The sequence below is a fragment of the Salinibacterium sp. NYA9b genome (assembly GCF_976973725.1).
On the sequence record NZ_OZ333476.1, the window covers coordinates 116,308 to 133,023 of the forward strand.

14 protein-coding genes are annotated in these 16,716 nt (G+C 62.5%); 9 read left to right on the forward strand and 5 right to left on the reverse strand.

Annotated features, from left to right (window positions below):
• Positions 1–106: 106 nt before the first annotated feature.
• The 5 genes from ACWFSR_RS00520 (at position 107) to ACWFSR_RS00540 (ending at position 5,977) form a co-directional block, all read left to right on the forward strand.
• A complete protein-coding gene (locus ACWFSR_RS00520; protein ID WP_197109122.1) occupies positions 107–1,420 on the forward strand; it encodes an ABC transporter substrate-binding protein in 1,314 nt (437 codons plus the stop codon).
• A gap of 69 nt (positions 1,421–1,489) precedes the next feature.
• A complete protein-coding gene (locus ACWFSR_RS00525) occupies positions 1,490–2,587 on the forward strand; it encodes a carbohydrate ABC transporter permease (protein ID WP_197109121.1) in 1,098 nt (365 codons plus the stop codon).
• On the forward strand, positions 2,584–3,495 hold the full coding sequence (locus ACWFSR_RS00530; protein ID WP_197106964.1) for a carbohydrate ABC transporter permease: 912 nt from the start codon (positions 2,584–2,586) through the stop codon (positions 3,493–3,495). Before ACWFSR_RS00525 ends, ACWFSR_RS00530 begins: the two co-directional genes overlap by 4 nt.
• Complete coding sequence (locus tag ACWFSR_RS00535) at positions 3,495–4,916, forward strand: GH1 family beta-glucosidase (RefSeq protein ID WP_447522800.1); 1,422 nt, start codon at positions 3,495–3,497, stop codon at positions 4,914–4,916. The genes ACWFSR_RS00530 and ACWFSR_RS00535 overlap by 1 nt, the downstream gene beginning before the upstream one ends.
• Before the next feature lie 68 nt (positions 4,917–4,984).
• On the forward strand, positions 4,985–5,977 hold the full coding sequence (locus tag ACWFSR_RS00540; RefSeq protein WP_197109118.1) for a LacI family DNA-binding transcriptional regulator: 993 nt from the start codon (positions 4,985–4,987) through the stop codon (positions 5,975–5,977).
• Between the two features lie 67 nt (positions 5,978–6,044).
• Here ACWFSR_RS00540 and ACWFSR_RS00545 read toward each other — a convergent pair whose 3' ends face one another.
• The gene (locus tag ACWFSR_RS00545; RefSeq protein WP_197106967.1) at positions 6,045–6,938 is read right to left on the reverse strand and encodes a LysR family transcriptional regulator; all 894 of its coding nucleotides are present in this window, start codon (positions 6,936–6,938) and stop codon (positions 6,045–6,047) included.
• Positions 6,939–7,065: 127 nt separating this feature from the next.
• On the opposite strand from ACWFSR_RS00545, the gene ACWFSR_RS00550 reads away from it, so the two are divergent.
• Both ACWFSR_RS00550 and ACWFSR_RS00555 read left to right on the forward strand, forming a co-directional pair.
• A complete protein-coding gene (locus tag ACWFSR_RS00550) occupies positions 7,066–10,536 on the forward strand; it encodes a bifunctional proline dehydrogenase/L-glutamate gamma-semialdehyde dehydrogenase (RefSeq protein WP_197109117.1) in 3,471 nt (1,156 codons plus the stop codon).
• A 76-nt stretch (positions 10,537–10,612) separates the two neighbouring features.
• A complete protein-coding gene (locus ACWFSR_RS00555) occupies positions 10,613–11,425 on the forward strand; it encodes an aldo/keto reductase (protein WP_447522801.1) in 813 nt (270 codons plus the stop codon).
• A gap of 21 nt (positions 11,426–11,446) precedes the next feature.
• On the opposite strand, the gene ACWFSR_RS00560 is transcribed toward ACWFSR_RS00555, so the two are convergent.
• Both ACWFSR_RS00560 and ACWFSR_RS00565 read right to left on the reverse strand, forming a co-directional pair.
• Positions 11,447–12,154, reverse strand: coding sequence for an ABC transporter ATP-binding protein (locus ACWFSR_RS00560; protein ID WP_447522802.1), 708 nt, complete (start codon positions 12,152–12,154; stop codon positions 11,447–11,449).
• Positions 12,151–13,224 (reverse strand): ABC transporter permease, encoded by a 1,074-nt coding sequence (locus ACWFSR_RS00565; protein ID WP_447522803.1) that lies wholly within the window; start codon positions 13,222–13,224, stop codon positions 12,151–12,153. Before ACWFSR_RS00565 ends, ACWFSR_RS00560 begins: the two co-directional genes overlap by 4 nt.
• A gap of 162 nt (positions 13,225–13,386) precedes the next feature.
• Here ACWFSR_RS00565 and ACWFSR_RS00570 point away from each other — a divergent pair, with 162 nt between their 5' ends.
• Both ACWFSR_RS00570 and ACWFSR_RS00575 read left to right on the forward strand, forming a co-directional pair.
• Complete coding sequence (locus ACWFSR_RS00570) at positions 13,387–14,601, forward strand: sensor histidine kinase (RefSeq protein WP_447523456.1); 1,215 nt, start codon at positions 13,387–13,389, stop codon at positions 14,599–14,601.
• Positions 14,598–15,218 carry a response regulator transcription factor gene (locus ACWFSR_RS00575; RefSeq protein WP_447522804.1) on the forward strand — a complete coding sequence of 207 codons (621 nt, stop codon included), beginning with the start codon at positions 14,598–14,600 and terminating at the stop codon, positions 15,216–15,218. The genes ACWFSR_RS00570 and ACWFSR_RS00575 overlap by 4 nt, the downstream gene beginning before the upstream one ends.
• 46 nt (positions 15,219–15,264) lie before the next feature.
• Here the strand turns inward: ACWFSR_RS00575 and ACWFSR_RS00580 are convergent, their stop codons facing one another.
• Both ACWFSR_RS00580 and ACWFSR_RS00585 read right to left on the reverse strand, forming a co-directional pair.
• Positions 15,265–15,660: a GntR family transcriptional regulator gene (locus ACWFSR_RS00580; protein WP_447522805.1), complete on the reverse strand. Its 396-nt coding sequence runs from the start codon at positions 15,658–15,660 to the stop codon at positions 15,265–15,267.
• A gap of 48 nt (positions 15,661–15,708) precedes the next feature.
• Entirely contained in the window at positions 15,709–16,683 is a 975-nt protein-coding gene (locus ACWFSR_RS00585) for a 1-phosphofructokinase family hexose kinase (protein WP_447522806.1), read from the reverse strand.
• Positions 16,684–16,716: the final 33 nt, after the last annotated feature.

The following is a 16,716-nucleotide window of genomic DNA, read 5'->3' on the forward strand; positions in this document are numbered from 1 at the left end:
TCGAGAGAGCGCTCTCATAAGATCAGTCTGCAATCGTGAGAGCGCTCTCATTCCTGATGGGGGTCTCTTTCGGACACCAATAACCCTCATTCACAAGGAAGTGACCGTGAAATCTCAACGACGCACCAAGATGGTTGCAGCCGTCGCCGGCGCAGCATCTCTCGCTCTTCTCGCCACCGGTTGTTCAGCAACTGACGGTGGAGACAGCGATGGCCCCATCACCCTCACCGTGACCACCTTCGGCACGATGGGACTCGACGGACTGTACGCAGCGTACGAAGCCGACAACCCCAACATCACCATCAAGGCAACCAACATCGACACCGGTGGAAACGCGTTGACCGACTGGAAGACCAAGCAGGCAGCAGGCGCTGGTCTCGCCGACGTTCAGGCCGTTGAAGAAGGATGGCTCGGCCAGGTCATGCAGGTCTCCGACACGTTCGTAGACCTCAGCGAATATGGCGCAGACGACATCAAGGACCGCTGGGTCGACTGGAAGCTCGCTCAGGGCACCGACGCCGACGGCCGCATCATCGGCTACGGAACCGACATCGGACCGGAAGGCCTCTGCTACAACGGCGCACTTCTCGAAGAAGCCGGCATGCCGTCTGACCGCGACGCCGTTGCCGAGCTCTTCGGTGGCGACGACGCAACCTGGGATGAATTCTTCCAGGTCGGCAAGGACTACAACGCAGCAACCGGCAAGGCCTTCTACGACCACTCCGGCTTCGTCTGGAACGCCATGGTCAACCAGCTTGACGAGGGCTACTACACCGCTGACGGCGAAATCAACGTCGAGGGCAACTCCGCACTGCAGTCGCAGTGGGACAAGCTCGCCGATGGCGCAGCAGCTGGACTTTCTAGCCAGCAGAGCGCGTGGGACTGGGGCGGGGGAAAGGCCTTCACTGATGGCTCATTCGCTACGTTCATGTGCCCCGGCTGGATGCTCGGTGTCGTCAAGGGACAGGTTGAAGCAGCAGGCGGAGACGCCAGCACTGGCTGGGACTTCGCAGATGTCTTCCCCGGTGGAGCAGCAAACTGGGGCGGCGCCTTCCTGACCGTTCCGACTCAGTCTGAGCACCCTGAAGAGGCAGCAAAGCTTGCCGCTTACCTCACCTCCGCTGAATCCGAAGTTGCTGCCTTCCAGGCTGCAGGAACGTTCCCCAGCGTTATCGCAGCTCAGACTGACGACGGTGTAACCGGCGGCAGCGAGCTCAGCACCTTCTTCAACGATGCCCCCATCGGCACGATCCTCGGATCGCGTGCAGAAGGCGTGACCTCGCAGTTCAAGGGCCCGAACGACTCAGTTATCCAGGAGCAGGTCTTCGGCCCCGCTACCAAGGAACTCGACTCGGGTGTTGACGGTGACACCGCGTGGAACAACGCGATTGAGGTTCTGAAGAACCTCGACCTCAACTAGTCCACAGCAGTAATTGAGGCCCCCGGCGTCCCCTCTGCCGGGGGCCTCACTTCTTGAAAGCGATATCTCATGACGACGATGACGAGCCCGCCCCGACCTGATTCAGGTGAGGCGAAGAAGCGCTCCACGCGCACAACCACCCAGCTCACCAGGCGGCAACGTCTGAGTCGCCTCGACGTGAAGGCATCCCCCTACCTTTACATCGCCCCCTTCTTCGTGCTCTTTGCACTCATCGGGCTCTTCCCGCTCGTCTACACCTTCGTGGTGTCACTGAACGACTGGGACATCCTGAGCGGTGCCGGCGAGTGGATCGGTTTCGACAACTACGTCGCCGAACTGAACGACCCCTACTTCTGGAACTCGCTCTTCAACACCATGAGCATCTTCCTGCTCAGCGCGATTCCGCAGCTGGTCGCGGCCGTCTTCATCGCGGCTCTGCTCGACCAAAACCTTCGCGCTAAGACGTTCTGGCGCATGAGCATCCTCATCCCGTACATCGTGACCCCGGTTGCTGTGGCCATCATCTTCTCGAGTGCGTTCGGTGAAAAGTACGGGCTCATCAACAACATTCTGACCTCGTTCAATATCGACCCGGTGCTGTGGAAGAGCGAAGTATTCCCGAGCCACTTCGCTATCGCCACGATGGTTAACTGGCGCTGGACGGGCTACAACGCGCTCATCCTGCTCGCAGCGATGCAGGCCGTTCCCCGCGACATTTACGAATCGGCATCCCTGGACGGAGCGGGCGCCGTGCGTCGGTTCTTCTCGATGACGCTGCCGAGCATCCGCCCCACCATGATCTTCGTCATCATCACCGCCACGATCGGTGGCCTGCAGATCTTCACCGAACCGAAGCTCTTCAACCCCACCAGCGCGAACCTGGGCGGTGCCCATCGCGAGTACCAAACCACCGTGCTGTACCTGTGGGATATGGCCTTCAACCGCGGAGACTTTGGCAAGGCTTCGGCGATTGCCTGGCTGCTGTTCCTGATCATCGTCGGCATCGGACTGCTGAACTTCATGATCTCGCGCAAGATCGCCTCCACCGAAGTGAAGGTCATCTCCAAGCGTCGAGCTAAGAAGCTTGCGCGCTACCGCGCCACCACCGCGGCCAACCCCACTGCTGTGCCGGCGGTATCCGTCGTAGACGAGGAGAAGAGCTCATGAGCACCACGAGCCCCACACGAACCCCCGATCGCGCCGCCGACAAGCAGGCCGTAGCCGACGAGAAGCGCCGCAGCAGAGGCCGTGCACGCGGACTCGCTGAACGCCCCGGCTTCCTTGTTTATGGCCTGCTGATGGCCCTCTTCCTCGGCGGCTCCTACCCGCTCTGGTGGTCGTACGTTGTTGGCTCGAGCGACAACACCGCCATCACTGAAACCTGGCCGCCGCTGCTGCCCGGCGGTCGCTTTTGGATCAACGTCGGCGAAGTTCTCTCGACCGTTCCCTTCTGGCAGTCGCTGCTGAACAGCATCATCGTGTCAACGATCATCACCACCTCGGTGATCTTCTTCTCGACGCTCGCCGGCTATGCGTTCGCCAAGCTGCGCTTCAAAGGCCGCGAAGGGCTCATGATCTTCGTGATCGCGACGCTCGCAGTGCCAACGCAGCTCGGCATCATCCCGCAGTTCATGCTCATGAAAGAGCTCGGCTGGACCGGCACGCTCGGGGCTGTTGTCGTGCCAACGCTCGTGACAGCATTCGGTGTGTTCTTCATGCGCCAATATTTGGTGGATGTCATCCCTGACGAACTCATCGAAGCGGCCCGTGTCGACGGGGCCAACATGTTCCGCACTTTCTGGAGCGTCGGGATTCCGGCAGCTCGCCCCGCGATGGCGATCCTCGGACTCTTCACGTTCATGACCGCGTGGACCGATTACTTGTGGCCTCTGCTGGTCGCACCACAAAATCCGACCCTGCAGGTTGCGCTCAGCCAACTGCAGAGCGCAAAATACGTGGACTACTCGGTCGTGCTTTCGGGAGCGGTGCTTGCCACCTTGCCGCTGCTCATCATCTTCATTCTCGCCGGACGGCAACTCGTCTCGGGCATCATGGCAGGAGCAGTAAAAGGCTAATGAACACTCTCACCACCACCTGGCCGAAAGGCTTCCTCTGGGGATCCGCCACCGCGGCTGCCCAGATCGAGGGAGCAGCTCACGAAGGCGGCAAAGAGGATTCCATTTGGGATCACTATGCCCGCCAGCCCCTCGCCGTTGCCAACGGAGACACCCCCGAAATTGCGGTCGACCACTACTACCGCATGAACGATGACGTGCAGTTGATGAAGAAGCTGGGGCTCGATTCCTACCGCTTCTCCACCAGCTGGGCCCGTGTTGTTCCCGGCGACCGCGAGCCCAACGCCGAGGGCCTCGACTTCTACAGTCGTCTTGTTGACTCGCTGCTGGAGGCCGGCATCCTGCCGTGGCTCACGCTTTATCACTGGGACTTGCCACAGGCACTTCAGGAGAAGGGCGGATGGGCGAACCGCGAAACCGCGTACCGTTTCGCGGACTATGCCGAAGCTGTCTACACCGCGCTCGGCGATCGCGTCAGCCACTGGACAACCTTCAATGAGCCGCTCTGCTCGTCGCTGATTGGCTACATCGCGGGCGAGCACGCTCCCGGCCTCACTGACCCGAATCAGGGCCTCGCCGCGCTGCACCACCAGCACTTGGCTCACGGTTTGGCTGCGGCTCGCCTGCGCAAGCTTGCTGCCGCGAAGGGCCGCGAGATAGAGCTCGGCATCACGCTGAACCTCACGAACGCCGTACCCAACGATCCGAACGATCCTGTTGACCTCGACGCTGCGCGTCGCATCGACGGCATCTGGAACCGCATGTTCTTAGAGCCGCTCGTGCTCGGCGCCTACCCGGCTGACGTGCTCGAAGACATGCGCGACTACAACTTCGAGCAGTATGTTCAGCCCGGAGACTTGGACATCATCTCGGCGCCCATCGATTTCTTGGGAGTGAACCACTACCACGATGACAACGTGAGTGGGCATCCCGCTCCCGCTGATGCAGCACCCGGACTTCGGCCAACCACTAAGCCCGGTCGCTCGATGTTTGTCGGCAGCGAGTTCGTGACGATGCCCCCGCGTGACCTCCCTCGCACGGCGATGGATTGGGAAGTCAACCCGAGCGGTTTGCAGCACCTCCTTGTGCGCTTGGGCAAGGAGTACCCCACATTGCCGCCGCTGTATGTCACCGAAAACGGTGCCTCCTACGACGACACTCGTGAGGGCGACACGATCGACGACCCCCAGCGTGCCAGCTACGTTGCGCAACACATCCAGGCTGTGGCGGATGCCATTGCAAACGGTGCTGATGTGCGCGGCTACTTCGTGTGGTCGCTCCTCGACAACTTCGAATGGGCGTGGGGCTACAACAAACGTTTCGGCATTGTTTACGTCGATTACGACACTCAAGAGCGCATCCCGAAGCGCAGCGCCACGGAATACGCAGCCCACATCGCTGCCACGAAGAAGGCCTCCTGATCGTTAGGGTTAGGCAAGACCTTCTAATAGAGAGCGAGCTCGTGGCGGAGAAACTGCGCAGCGGGGCCATGCCAACACTCGAAATGGTGGCGGCACAGGCAGGCGTTTCGCGCGCCACCGTGTCTCGCGTGGTCAACGGTTCTCCTAAGGTGAGCCCGGATGTCGCCACTGTCGTTCAGGCCGCCATCGACGAGCTCAACTACGTGCCCAATCGCGCTGCCCGTTCGCTCGTGAGTCGCAAGACGCAGGCCATCGCGATGGTGGTTCCGGAATCGGCAGCCAAGGTCTTCGATGACCCCTTCTTCGCGGCGGTCGTTCAGGGCGTTGCGCTCTATCTCGAAGACACGGATTACACGCTCAACATGATCATCGAGTCAGGCGCCGCATCACACAAGACGCGGCGCTACCTCCTCGGCGGCAACGTCGATGGCGCTCTGGTGGTCTCGCACCACACGGGCGACCACTCCTACTCTGAGCTCAGCCGCACCTTGCCTGTCGTGTTCGGTGGGCGCCCGCTCAGCGACGTTAGCGGCGACAACTACTACGTGGATGTCGACAACTTCGCTGGTGCCTGCACCGCCGTTGAGCATTTGATCGCGTCCGGCCGCACCAAGCTAGCTACGATCGCCGGCCCGCAAGATATGCCCCCGGGCGTAGACCGCCTTTCTGCCTTCCACTCCACTCTTGGCAAGCACGGACTCACGAGCGACCTCGTTGAAGTCGGCGACTTCTCGCCGCCCTCCGGAGCAGAAGCAATGCGTCGACTGCTTGCCCGCGGTGAGCCCATCGACGGCATCTTCGCGGCCAACGACCAGATGGCCATCGGCGCCTACTCGGCGATCCGCGAAGCCGGGCTCTCCGTGCCTGCCGATATCGCCGTGGTTGGTTTCGACGACGACAACTATGGGAGCACCGCGACTCCGCCACTGACGACAGTGCGCCAACCCTCCGTCGAGATGGGCCGACGCATGGCAGAAATGATTGTCGGCCTGATTGAAAACCGACCAGTCGACACCGTGACGACCCTCGACACTGAGCTCGTCATCCGCGATTCTGCGTAGCTAGGTTTCGCCGCTGCGGCGACCACAGCGACTGCAGCAGCTTCAGCCACCACTGCAGCGAACGGGGCTACTCCGGCGCGAGCGCGAGAACGACTCGCTCGAGCACTTCTCGGCACGCCACAATCGATGGCCGGCTGACGCTCGAGTCGCGCACCGACGTAAAGACGGTGCGTCGGGGAAGGCCGGGCATCGGCCGCAAAGCGACGGTCGGCGTGCGTGTTCCCCAGACCAGACCGGGCAAGATCGCGGTGGCGTGGCCTGATTCAACCAGACGGATGTGGGCCTGAAGGTCGGCGGTTTCGTAGCGCACGTCGGGCTCTATCCCTGCGCGCCGGCACTGCTGTTCTGCCCAGTGGCGGGATGCGGTGCCTCGGGGTTCCATTACCCACGCGCTCTGGGTGGTGTCGGCGAGGCTCATGATTCCGCTCTCGTGAGGAACAGCGAGCGAGAGTTCGTCGGCATAGAGGGGGAGCATGTCGAGGTCGGGATGCCGGGGTGCGGCATGACCGGGATACTGTTCGGCGATCACGAGGTCGAATTCGCGCGTCCAGGTTTCGAAGAGGGCGCTCTCGGGCTCGCGCTGGGTCATCTCGATGCGCAGTTGGGGATGTTCGTTGGCGATGATGCTGAGCGCTTGGGGAATGATGCCGAGTGCTGCCGATTGGAATACAGCGAGACGCACCTTTCCGCGCACTTCGGTGAGGGAGGAGTGGATCTCCGCTTCCATGAGTTCGAGGCGTTCGAGGAGGGCAACGGTGTGTTCAACAAGCAGCTCGGCTTCGGGGGTGAGTTGCACCCGTCGACCCGCTTTGACGAGCAGCGGAACTCGCGCTTCTTCTTCGAGAAGAGCGAGCTGTTGAGACACTGCAGACGGCGTGTAACTGAGGGCGTTTGCCACTGCGGCGATGGTGCCGCGAAGCTTGAGTTCTCGCAAAAGTCGCAGCCGTCTTACGTCGAGCATTTCTCCGCCAATCGTTAACTAATTCTAACTGAAACCCTGCGATTTCCGTCGCTTTTGCTAAAGGCACTCCCGGGCGCACACTGAGAGTTCCAGCCCAATCCCCGTTCGGAGGCCTATTCTCGTGAGCATGTCAACTTCTACCGACAACCTCGATGCTTCACACCAGCAGATTGCCGACCAAACGGTAGCCACCGTTCGTCGCTGGCTGGCTGAAAGTGAAGAGTTTCCGACCGATGCGAGCGCCACGCGCCTCGCTGGCGTACTGAAAGATCCGAACGGACTCGAGTTCACTCTCGGCTTCATCGACACCGTGGTTCGCCCCGAAGATTTGCGTGTCGCCGGCCGCAACCTCGAGCGCCTCACCCACATCATCCCGGCGTTCCTGCCGTGGTACCTCCGCTTCGCCATCCTCGTCGGCGGTGGCTTCGCGCCCCTGCTTCCGTGGATCATCGTTCCGATCGCTCGCCGCGTGCTCCGCGGCATGGTTGGCCACCTCATCATCGACGCGACCCCAGCGAAGCTCGACAAGGCTCTCGTGCACCTTCGTCGTGAAGGCGTCAACCTGAACCTCAACCTGCTCGGTGAAGCCGTGCTCGGTGACGACGAAGCCGACAACCGTCTCGCCGGAACGCGCGCCCTCCTGAACCGGGATGACGTTGACTACGTTTCCATCAAGGTGTCGTCAGTCGTGTCGCAGCTTTCCATGTGGGCTTTCGATGAGACGGTCGACCGTGTTGTTGACCGCCTCACCCCGCTCTACTTGCTTGCCTTGCGCTCGCCGTCGAAGAAGTTCATCAACCTCGACATGGAAGAATTCAAAGACCTCGACCTTACGATCGCGGTCTTCGAGAAGCTTCTCGACCAGCCAGAACTGCTCGAACTTGAAGCGGGCATCGTGCTTCAGGCGTACCTGCCGGATGCCCTCACGGCGCTGCAGGAACTGACCCGTTGGTCAACGGCTCGTCGCGCTCGCGGCGGCGCCAACATCAAGGTGCGCGTTGTTAAGGGCGCCAACCTCGCGATGGAACACGTCGACGCGGTAACTCACCACTGGCCGATGGCTACGTGGGGAACCAAGCAAGACAGTGACACTCACTACAAGCGCGTGCTCGATTGGGCATTCACCCCCGAGCACATCGACGCTGTTCGCATCGGTGTTGCCGGCCACAACCTCTTCGACATCGCATTCGCGTGGCACCTCGCTCAAGAGCGTGGCGTAACCGAGGGCATCGAATTCGAAATGCTGCTCGGAATGGCTACCGGCCAGGCCGAAGCAGTCAGGAAGGATGTCGGCAGCCTGCTGCTGTACACGCCCGTCGTTCAGCCGAGCGAGTTCGACTCGGCCATCAGCTACCTCGTGCGCCGCCTCGAAGAGAACGCCAGCACCGAGAACTTCATGTCTGGACTGTTCGAGCTTTCCAGCAACGAACACATCTTCGTGCGCGAGCAGGACCGCTTCTTGGCGTCGCTCGCGAACCTCGATGCACCAGCACAGGTATCCAACCGGGTGCAGGACCGCAACCAGCCCGCCGCGCTCATCGGCGACCGCCCGTTCAACAACGTCGCAGATACTGACCAGGCCATTGGCGAAAACCGCACGTGGGGTCGTGCAATCCTGGCGCGCAGCGGCGACTCACAACTCGGCATTGACACTGTTAAGGCTGGCGCTGTCAGTACCCCTGAGCAGATGAAGAGCATCCTCAGTTCCGTCACCACTGCCGGAGCGAACTGGGGTAGCAGGCCCGCCGCAGAACGCGCCGCAATCTTGCACCGCGCCGGCGACGCGATCGAAGCCTCGCGTGCCCGCCTCATCGAGGTAATGGCTACCGAAGCCGGCAAGACGATCGCCGAAGGTGACGTAGAGGTCAGCGAAGCGATTGACTTCGCGCACTACTACGCCGAGCGCTCTCTCGACCTTGAAGCGATCGACGATGCCACGTTCGTGCCGTCAAAGCTCATCATCGTTACTCCGCCGTGGAACTTCCCGGTTGCCATTCCCGCCGGCAGCGTGCTTTCGGCACTCGCCTCGGGCAGTGGCGTCATCATCAAGCCAGCGAAACTTTCGCAGCGCAGCGCCGCCGTAATGGTCGAAGCGCTCTGGGAAGCGGGCGTGCCGCGTGAAGTGCTCGCCTTCGTTGATCTGAAGGATCGTGAACTCGGTCGCGTCATGATTGCCGACCCCGCTGTTGACCGCGTCATCCTGACGGGGGCGTGGGAAACTGCCGCCATGTTCCGTTCTTGGCGCAATGACCTGCCGATTCTCGCGGAGACCAGTGGCAAGAACGCCATCATCGTGACGCCGAGCGCAGACCTCGATCTCGCCGTCGCCGACGTCACCAAGAGCGCCTTCGGCCACGCTGGGCAAAAGTGTTCGGCAGCCTCGCTCGTGATCTTGGTCGGTTCGGTTGGTAAGAGCGAACGTTTCGAGCGTCAGCTGGTTGACTCGGTGCGCACTCTGCGCGTTGGTCTCCCTCAGGACCCTCTCACCATGATGGGCCCGATCGTTGAGCCTGCTCAGGGCAAGCTGCTTGGTGCACTCACGACTCTCGCTCCCGGTGAGAGCTGGCTCGTAAAGCCACGTCAGCTCGATGACGAAGGCAAGCAGTGGACTCCCGGAGTTCGCACCGGTGTTGTCCCCGGCAGCGAGTTCCACATGACCGAATACTTCGGGCCCGTTCTCGGTGTGATGCGCGCTAAGAACCTCACCGAAGCGATCGAGATGCAGAACGCCGTGGACTACGGACTGACGGCGGGCATCCACTCGCTCGACCCCACAGAGGTCGCACGCTGGCTCGATGAAGTTCAGGCCGGAAACGCCTATGTCAACCGCGGAATCACGGGCGCCATTGTTCGCCGCCAGCCCTTCGGTGGGTGGAAGCGTTCAGCCGTTGGCTGCCACGCCAAGGCTGGCGGACCCAACTACCTGATGACACTCGGACAGTGGAAGGCCGTCGAGCAGCCCGCCGCTCGCGACATTCAAGTCCGCGGTCTCAGCGACCAGGTCTCTTCGGTTATCAAGAAGGCACAGTCGGGCATGGAATTCGACGAGTTCGACCGTGTTCGTCGCGCCGCCGAAAGCGACCAGCGCGCGTGGGAGACCGAGTTCGGCGTCAGCCGTGATGTCTCAGACCTCGGCGTCGAGCGCAACGTCTTCCGCTACCGCCCGGTACCCGTCACCATTCGCCTGTCAGAGGGCGAACCGATGGGCCACCTGGTGCGGATGATCGCCGGTGCCGCTCGTGTCGGCGCGACCATTCACATCAGCTCCGCTATCCCGTTGCCGTCGCTGCTCACTGAATCGTTCGAGTCGGCAAATGCCGGCGTCTCGGTTGCTCAGGTTCGTGTTGAGTCGGATGCTCGCTGGAACGAGCGTGCGGCCAAGGGCGAGTTGAAGACCAGCCGCGTGCGCCTCATCGGTGGTTCCCCTGTCGATATCGCAGAAGCCGTTGGCGGAAACCCTGACGTCGCGGTGTGGTCAGGTGAAGTCACGACATCCGGTCGCGTTGAACTGCTGATCTTCCTGCAAGAGCAGTCACTGTCGATCACAGCACACCGCTTCGGAAACCCCGATCTGGCCATGGCCGCGCTCGAGGTCTAAAGAACTCACAGGGTGTGCGGGGATTCGTTACAGCGAGTCCCCGCGCACTGTCCTGAGCGTCGTTTAGCCTAAGAGGATGATCCCCTCGATTCCTCTCAACGACGGCCACAGCATCCCCCAGCTTGGTCTCGGCACGTGGCCGCTCAGCGATGCTGAAGTTGCTGTCGTGGTTCCGACCGCCATCGAGCTGGGGTACCGCCACATCGATACGGCCGTGAGATACGGCAACGAAGCGGGCGTGGGCGAGGGCATCCGTCGCAGTGGCATTGACCGCGACGAACTCTTTGTGACCACCAAACTTGATGGCGAATTTCAGGGCGACGACCTTGCGATTGAGGGTCTTCGTGGCAGCCTTGAGCGCCTTGACCTCGACTACGTTGACCTGCTGCTGATCCACTGGCCTCTGCCCGACCGCGGCGAATTTCTCTCGACCTGGCGTACCTTCGAGAAGCTGCAAGCCGACGGTTTTGCGCGGTCGATCGGTGTCTCCAACTTCAAGCCGACCCACCTTGAGGTGCTGGCGGATGCTGGCGCGACCGTTCCGGCCGTGAACCAGGTCGACCTCTCGCCGACCAACGCTCGCCTGACGGAGCGGGCCTATCACGACTCCCGCGGAATCGTCACGGAAGCGTGGAGCCCCATCAAGGGTGTTCTCGACCAGCCGGTTCTGCTGGAGATTGCGGCCAAGCACGAGCGCTCAGCGGCGCAGATTGCGCTGCGCTGGCACCTGCAAAACGGGCTTGTCGCGATCCCGAAGTCGGCCAACCCCGAGAGGCTGGCCGACAACATTGCGATCTTCGATTTCGAGCTCGACGCCCGCGACCTTGAAGCGATCGCGGCAATCGATGTGCCGGGGTCGGGCGCTGACTCCGACGAGATCGGGCACTAGCTCACACGAGCCGGGTGGTTGCTAGTGCGTGGCTGCGAGTTCTTCGCTGCGCACTGTGGTGAGAGCACCATCGACCATGTTCATGACGGCGTGCATCCGCGGCAAGTGAACGAGGTCGTGGGTGACGAGCAGCGTTGACGTGTTGCGTTCGTCAGTAAGGCGCAGGATGAGGTCGATGATGCTCGCACCACGCTCCTGGTCGAGTGCGCTCGTGGGTTCGTCGACGAGTAGCACCTTCGGGTCGTTCATGAGAGCGCGTGCGATATTGATGCGCTGACGCTGACCGCCCGACAACTGGTGGGGGCGCTTGTGCATCTGGTCACCAAGACCCACCGATTCAAGCAGCTCGGCGGCGTGTGTGCGCACAGCGGCACGGCGGCCGCGGCTGTGCGGCGCACCCAGTTCGTTCATCACGGCGAGCTGTTCGAGCGCAGTCAGTGAGGGCAGCAGGTTGGCCTGCTGAAAGACAATGCCGATGGCGTCGCGACGCAACACCGTTGCCTCGGTGGCCGACAGTTGGGCGGCATCCACGTCATCGATCATGACCTGACCGGAGTCGGGGCGGATGAGGGTGGCAGCAACGGCGAGCAGGCTCGACTTGCCAGAGCCGCTTGGCCCGGTGATGCCGGTGACGGTGCCGGGGCGTGCGCTGAGGGTGACGTGATCGACCGCGGTGACGCGGCCGTCGCCGTCGGGGAAGGTGAGCGTGACGTTGTTGAGCTGAATCATCGGGTGCTCCCAAGGGCGGTGAGGGGGTCGGCGGTAGTGACGGAGCGAAGCGCGAATGCAGCACCGGCAAGGCCGAGCACAATCATGATGACGCCCGGCAACAGGGTGGTGAGGGGGCTCAGGATGAAGGGCAAAGCGTCGCCCATGAGGGCCCCGAGGATGGCGGTCACTCCGATGCCGATTCCGACACCGATCAGCAGCACGATGAGGGCTTGGCCGAGCGCGTCGCGAACGAGTGACGGAGTGGATGCTCCGAGCGCCTTCAGCACGGCGATGTCTGCCTTGCGCTGCATCGTCCACACGGTGAAGAACGCACCGATGACGAGGGCAGAGATTCCGAACAGCATCGCGACCATGAGTAGCAGCGAACCGATTTCCGAGCGGAACGAGCTGACCGCGGTGAGCGACAACAGCACCGAGTTGCTGAGGGTGTCGGCCTCGGTGTTGATGGCATCCCAGTCAGCGTCGCCGTTGACCGCAATGGCGGTCGCATACGCGTCGGGGTTGCCGGTCGTAGCGGAGTAGCCTTGCCAGTCTTCGAGAGTCATCTGCACGACGGGGGTGTGGTTGTACCACCAGTTACCGCTGACCTTTTCGACCGTGTAGTCGGTGCCGGCGATGGTGATGGTGTCACCGGTGGTGACGTCGAGGCCGGTGGCGGCATCCTCTGAGAGGCCGACCTTGCCATCGCCGCTCGGGGCGGTCTCGTCGAAGTCGGCGACAACGCCGAAGATAGCGATGGCCGTGCTGGACTCGGGCGATTCTGCCTTCGTCTGGGAGACGCCGATCGGGTTGGCCGATTCGACACCGTCCGCCGCAGCCCAGATGTTTGCCTGCTTCTCGGTGACGTCGGAGTCAGAGAAGCTCGCCTCATCGGCACCCTTGCTGCTCGGGGTCGCGAACACGAGTTGGTCGGCGGGCAGTGACAACACCCCCGAAATGTTCTGGGCAGCGAGCCCACCGGTGAGGCCGCTCAGGAACCCCACGAGCAAAGTGATGAGGGCGACGACGGTGCCAATGAGCACGAATCGTCCGCGGGCGAAGCGCAGATCGCGCCAGGCAACAAACATGGGGAGTCCTTTCGGCGTCGACGAATGCGACAGTAACTAGCCTCCTCTCGTGGGCGCGGCAGGGCATCGGCCGGGAGAGTACCTTTCGTGACGCGTAGTGCGGAGGGCACAATCATCCTTTCGATGGATAGAAGCAGTCGTGCACGGCAGTAGGGTCGAATGATGAACCACACTGCGTTGACCCCCGTTTTTGTGGGGTTGCGCACCAGTTTGCACATCCTCTTTGTTGCTTTGACTGTGCTTGTTGTTGTGCGGGCATTCGTCGACGGCAACCCGAACGCAGTAGCGGTGGTTTCGCTCGCGGCGCTGCTGCTCATCACCTATGGTTTCGGCGGCTATCTGGCGAGACACGCGATGAGTTCGGGGGCGAGCGCGCAGTCGGTGACGGCCTACCTGTGGGCGCTGGTGTTGTCGGCAGAGTGGCTCGTGCTGATGTGGTTGAGTCTGGATGCCGCCTACCTGGTGTTCCCCCTGTTCTTTCTCTATCTGCACTTGTTGCCTCGCGGCTGGCGCACCCTCGCGGTGTTGGGTTCCACGTTGCTCGCCATCGCGGCGCTCGGCCTGCACAGCGAATGGACTGTTGGCGGAGTCGTCGGGCCGCTCGTCGGAGCGGGCGTTGCGATCGTGATCGGTCTTGGCTACAAATCACTCGCGGCCGAGGCTGCGGAACGCGAACTGTTGGTGAAGCAACTCCTCGAGACGCGGGATCAGTTGGCGCAGACCGAGCGTGAATCCGGGGTGCTGGCGGAGCGAGCAAGACTTGCGCGCGAGATTCATGACACCGTCGCGCAGGGGTTGTCGAGCATCCAGATGCTGCTGCACGCTGCTGAACGTGCTGACCCGAATGCTGCGGGACTTGAGCACGTGCGGCTTGCCCGCGAGACGGCCGCCGCCAACTTGGCCGACACCCGCAACTTCATTCGCGAGCTTGCCCCGGCAGCCCTCGTGGAGCAGGGGATGGGCGCGGCTTTGCGTCGGCTGGCTGAAACCCAGTGGCAGACCCCCGAGCGTGAGATCCGGGTGCGGGTGGCGGATGCTCTTGACCTGCCGATGCCCGTGCAGACCGCGCTGTTGCGGATTGCTCAGGGGGCGATGGCGAATGTCGTGCAGCACTCGGAGGCAACGCAGGCCACGATCTCCATCGAGCGCAATGATTCGGATGTGCGGCTCACGATTGCCGACAACGGGCGAGGTTTTGATCCCGAACGGGTGAAGGCGGCGTCGGCGCGCGGCGTCACGGATTCCTTCGGGCTGACGGCAACCCGCGAACGGGTTGAGCAACTGGGCGGCACGTTGACGGTGGAGTCGAGCCCCGGCGCTGGCACCACGGTGACGGTTGATCTGATGCTGAGCCCATCGACGGGGGAGTCGGCGTGATCCGGGTGGCGATTGCCGACGATCATCCGGTCGTTCGTGCTGGGTTACGCGCCCTGCTCGAACATGAAACTGACCTCACTGTTGTGGGCGAGGCGGCAACCCCCGACGAGGCTTTTGCGCTCGTTCAGGCGGCGAACCCGAGCGTGATTTTGATGGATTTGCAGTTCGGGGAGCTGGAGTCAGGCGCGGATGTCACGCGCCGCATCCGCGCGCTCGATGCGGCCCCGTATGTGTTGGTTCTCACCAACTACGACACCGATGGCGACATCCTGGGTGCTGTAGAAGCTGGTGCCAGCGGGTACCTGCTGAAGGATGCCCCGCCCCATGAACTGATTGCGGCGGTTCGTGCTGCGGCTGCGGGGGAGAGTGCCCTGGCTCCTGTGATTGCTGGGCGGTTGTTAGACAGGATGCGGGCGCCGCAGGTGAGTCTGAGCAAGCGCGAGATCGAGGTGCTTGAGCGCGTTGCCGCCGGGATGTCGAACGCGGCGATCGCGGGAGAAATCTTTGTCTCGCAAACGACGGTGAAGTCGCACCTGGTGCACATTTTTTCGAAGCTGAATGTGTCGTCGCGTACCGCTGCAGTGTCGAAGGCGCGCGAACTTGGGGTGCTGCGGTAGTTCGGGCTGCCACGCTCATTCGGCCTGCTGCGGCAGTTCTGGCTGACTAGCCCTTGAGGGCGATGGTGATGAAACGCAGTGCCTCGTCGGCGTTGATGCCGAGTTCGGCTGCTCGGTTGGCATACGCTCGGGCATCGAGCTGGAGAAGCGCTGCGGCGTCGCCAGGCTGGGCTTTTACGACGGTGCCGTTGCGGCCACGCGAGTGCAGAAAACCGTCGGCCTCGAGCTCGCGGTAGGCCCGCGCCACGGTGTTGGGCGCGATGCCGAGGTCGGTGGCAAGCTGACGGACGGTTGCGAGCTTGGTGCCAGCAAGAAGCTCACCGTTCGTGATCTGAGCGATGGCTTGAGCTTTGATCTGCTCAAACGGAGGAACGGATGCCGCAGTGTCGATCTCAAAAGTGACGGGACTTTCGGTCGGTGTGCGACGCCACGATTCAGCCATGGTTGATTCTCTCACACGGGGTTCTGAGGCAACCGGGGCTATTCACAACTAGTAACGCGTGGCCTCGGGAAGGAGCATTTCGAGGGCCTCCACCTCGGCGAGGGCACACATCTCGGTTGCTGGCTTCGCTGCCGTTGCGCTGCCTGCCGCAACGGCAGAACGAAACGCAGTCTCCGGATTGCGCCCCTGCGACAGTCGCCACACGAACGCCCCAAGAAACGCATCGCCCGCACCAACGGCACTCTGTACCCGCACCTGAGGAACTGGCAAACGGATGACGCCAGCAGCCGACGCAAGCACAGCGCCTGCTTCGCCCAGAGTGAGAGCAACGAGCTGGGCGGAGCCGCGAGCGACGAGTTCGGCGGCAGCATCCACTTCACTCTGCTCGCTGGTGAGCTCTCTTCCGACAAGTTCGCTCAGTTCGCGCAGGCTTGGCTTCACGAGATAAACGCCCTCGGCGAGGGCATCCGTGAGCGCTTCGCCAGAGGTGTCAACGATCGAGCGTGCACCGCGGCGGTGAGCCAGGCGCGCGACTTGGGCGTAGAAATCTGTGGGCACTCCGGGCGGCAGGCTGCCGCTAGCCACGACGTAGCCCCCGGGAATGATTGCGCCTTCGAGGGTTGCGAGACAGCTTCGCCACTCGGCTTCAGAAAGCTCGGGGCCCTGCAGCACAAAACGAAACTGCTCACTCGACTCGTTCTCGTCAACAGTGAAACTCTCCCGCGTTGTGCCGGCGATGGGCACGGCGAGGCTGGGCACGCCTTCCGCCTCAAGCAACTGGCGGTAGGTGGCCCCGGTGAGTCCACCCGCAGCGTAAATGGCGAGCGCGCCGCCGCCGAGTTTGTGGATCGTGCGCGCCACATTGACGCCGCCCCCGCCAGGGTCGATCCGGCTGGGGCCGCAGCGCATCTTGTGATCCTTGATCACCCGCGGAGTCGACGTGCTGATGTCGAGGGCAGGGTTGATCGTGAGGGTCACGATGGGCTGTGCTGTCGCCGGCCGCGGGGGAATATCGGATGCCATAATCCCCACTGTAAGACAGTGTTAGCGCACCAT

Excerpts from the sequence above, each read along its gene's own strand:
- ACWFSR_RS00525 (WP_197109121.1), top strand. The coding sequence starts at position 1,490 with ATGACGACGATGACGAGCCCGCCCCGACCTGATTCAGGTGAGGCGAAG.
- ACWFSR_RS00530 (WP_197106964.1), top strand. The coding sequence starts at position 2,584 with ATGAGCACCACGAGCCCCACACGAACCCCCGATCGCGCCGCCGACAAG.
- ACWFSR_RS00535 (WP_447522800.1), top strand. The coding sequence starts at position 3,495 with ATGAACACTCTCACCACCACCTGGCCGAAAGGCTTCCTCTGGGGATCC.
- ACWFSR_RS00540 (WP_197109118.1), top strand. The coding sequence starts at position 4,985 with ATGCCAACACTCGAAATGGTGGCGGCACAGGCAGGCGTTTCGCGCGCC.
- ACWFSR_RS00545 (WP_197106967.1), bottom strand. The coding sequence starts at position 6,938 with ATGCTCGACGTAAGACGGCTGCGACTTTTGCGAGAACTCAAGCTTCGC.
- ACWFSR_RS00550 (WP_197109117.1), top strand. The coding sequence starts at position 7,066 with ATGTCAACTTCTACCGACAACCTCGATGCTTCACACCAGCAGATTGCC.
- ACWFSR_RS00555 (WP_447522801.1), top strand. The coding sequence starts at position 10,613 with ATGATCCCCTCGATTCCTCTCAACGACGGCCACAGCATCCCCCAGCTT.
- ACWFSR_RS00560 (WP_447522802.1), bottom strand. The coding sequence starts at position 12,154 with ATGATTCAGCTCAACAACGTCACGCTCACCTTCCCCGACGGCGACGGC.
- ACWFSR_RS00565 (WP_447522803.1), bottom strand. The coding sequence starts at position 13,224 with ATGTTTGTTGCCTGGCGCGATCTGCGCTTCGCCCGCGGACGATTCGTG.
- ACWFSR_RS00570 (WP_447523456.1), top strand. The coding sequence starts at position 13,387 with ATGAACCACACTGCGTTGACCCCCGTTTTTGTGGGGTTGCGCACCAGT.
- ACWFSR_RS00580 (WP_447522805.1), bottom strand. The coding sequence starts at position 15,660 with ATGGCTGAATCGTGGCGTCGCACACCGACCGAAAGTCCCGTCACTTTT.
- ACWFSR_RS00585 (WP_447522806.1), bottom strand. The coding sequence starts at position 16,683 with ATGGCATCCGATATTCCCCCGCGGCCGGCGACAGCACAGCCCATCGTG.